Annotated in this window: 1 protein-coding gene; it reads left to right on the forward strand. The window is 55.9% G+C overall.

What is annotated here, in order from left to right; all coding sequences use genetic code 11:
- Positions 1–1,560: 1,560 nt before the first annotated feature.
- The gene (locus tag NHH03_RS00030; RefSeq protein WP_253153536.1) at positions 1,561–2,598 is read left to right on the forward strand and encodes an endonuclease/exonuclease/phosphatase family protein; all 1,038 of its coding nucleotides are present in this window, start codon (positions 1,561–1,563) and stop codon (positions 2,596–2,598) included.
- Positions 2,599–2,601: the final 3 nt, after the last annotated feature.

Genomic DNA, 2,601 nt, shown 5'->3' on the forward strand with positions numbered 1-2,601 from the left:
GACTCGGTTATCGCTGCCGTTCGTCGATTCGAACCTCCTAAGCGACCCGTGAAAGAAGAACCGAATCCATACTCTCCCGTGTCCGCTGTGGCTGCCACGCCCGCCGGCGGATCACGCTGGCGGGCAGTTCCGTCATTTGCAACAGGCTTTTTTGGAGGGACTGCTCTACAGTGGGTGCTGTTCTGGACGGATTCTTTCAGCACGGAGGTTCCACCCCTGGGCGGTGCTGTACTTGGCTTGCTCAGTGTGCTCGCAATTCATTTTCCTGTGGTCCGAAACCGACCGGCATTTCTTTTAGGCGGTGCCATCGTTGGCAATCTAAACGCGTTTTGGTGCAATAAAGCTCCGCTTCTTTACTGGGACATACCTCGCGATGTCGTTACAGCATGGGGACTCGCTTCGATCGCATTCGCTCTGACTTTCGCCTTTAGCTTTGCCTCTGTCAGCTTAGTGAGGCGGACCAAATTGTTCCACCCGTGGTCTGGTACACCGAAGTAGTGAACACGACGAACCAAGTGGTGCACCGGAGCGACCGCGCCGTCTTTACTGAGGTTACATTTATTGGTGGTCGCTCGGTGACCACTGCCGTTACGAGGACGAGACTCAGCTGAAGTTGTGGGCGAACTGTGAATCGGATGCATGCAGTCGGTTTGCTGGGCGGCGGCGCCGTCCGCTCGCGGCCGAAACCAATCCACTTCTCGCTTAAACGATTTGCGTATGGCAATGCTCGACTGCCGGGGATGGAGACGCTTGCGAATTGCAAACGCCCGTTGTGAGGCATCGGCGGCGACGAGCAGCCGAACCGCTGGCGACTTACTTTGGATACGCTGATTGATTGTCGCCAACGCTTCGACTCGTCATCGCCTTTCGAGCGCGACCGGCACGACCGCCCAGTTGTCGCCCATGAAGCAACATTTTCCAACTCAATCGATTGACCATATACGAAGCGACGGGATCGCCGTCGACGGCGCGATGACACTCCTCGGATGGCCTTGTCGCCGGCGATCCCCACGCTTCTCTCAACGATTCAACCAACACCTGCTCAGTGTCCGATCCAACACCCGTCCCTGCTGCACCCATCGCCCGAAGTTGCGATCGCGATTGCAGCCGGCTACGCTGACACAAACTGCCCGCGAGCTTCAAACCAAATTGAAAAGGGAGCTCGTAACCACGGGATGTAACGGATCGGCGGAATCAGGTTTGGAACTGTGGTCCATGTCATTCGCCGCCGACTCGTTAATCCCAATCGTTCGCGGTATCAACCAACGCCTGACTCGCCACCTCATCTTTCGTGTTTTTCTCGTCTTTCGCGGTTGCTCTCTTCTGCGTTGTTGCCGGCATTGTCGGACGCCTGACATCCCGACCGCGATTGGTGCGCTCGAACGGCGCCCATCGGAATTCATCCGGCCTCAGTTTCCTGGGATTCACATTTGATGTCACGGTTTGATTGGTGCGCGGTCGACTCGGCTGAGGAAGACAAACCGGCGCCTGAGCATCGAGTACGAGTACCGCCATGCTGAACACGAGCACAAGTACGACTCCAGACAGCCCGACGCCTGAATGCCGACTGCCCATTGGGACGCTGGATTTCCTTTGGCGATTCCAATCGAGTACATTGGCAGTTCGCGACAATGGTTCATGCCGGCGTTCCTGCCGGATGCGCGAACCACACGATGCACGCCCAGTTCGCTCATCGTTGCGATCCACAAACTTTATCCCATGACTACGGTCACTCCGCTGCCAGCCCTAACCCCGTTGGACCGCGAACGGGGTGATCGTCGACGTTCGCCGATACGCATGAAGACACTCGCATCAATGCTGATTGTCGCCTTGGCACTTGCTTCTAATGCTTGTGCCGAATCGATCCGTGTTGCGACGTACAACCTGAATTGGGGCAACCGGCGGGGCGACCAAGTGCTTGACGCGATCAAAACCGCCGCCCCCGATGTCATTTGTCTCCAAGAGACAACGCTGCAATCGGAACGGTTTCTCCGCGAACGTCTTGCCGATACACACCCGCATTTTCACGCCATCGGACACAACGGACGCTACGCCGGTGAACGATTTGCCGTCGCATCGAAGATCGAACTATCCGACTTAACGTTCGCCCCACCTACCGCTGGCCTTTTTGGCTTCTACTCCGCCAGGGTGAATTTCGCGGGGACTCGGATACACATCGTCAACGTCCATCTAACGCCGTTTCAGATTAAGCGCGGAGGCGGGATTCGCGATGCGATGACTGCACTTTCGACGACCGAAGACAAGCACGCAATCGAGATCGATGCAATCATTGACGCAATTGATTGTCAACGTCCGACGATCGTTGCTGGTGACTTCAATAGCATTTCGTCGTTTCAGGCTCCAATACGACTCGTTGGACTTGGCCTGATCGATGCATACGCCTCGATTCACGACGATGCTGACGCTCACCCAACTTGGAACTGGCCCACTCGACCGTTGCCCCTCGTACTACGAATCGACTACATTTTTCATACACCACACTTCACTACTACGGAATCTGAGATTATTCGTCGAGATGGGTCTGACCATTCTCTGGTGGTTGCCGTACTCAAATGCGGCGAACCAATAAGAATTTGACAT

Source organism: Stieleria tagensis, from assembly GCF_024129865.1.
In the GTDB taxonomy this organism is placed as follows: domain Bacteria; phylum Planctomycetota; class Planctomycetia; order Pirellulales; family Pirellulaceae; genus Stieleria; species Stieleria tagensis.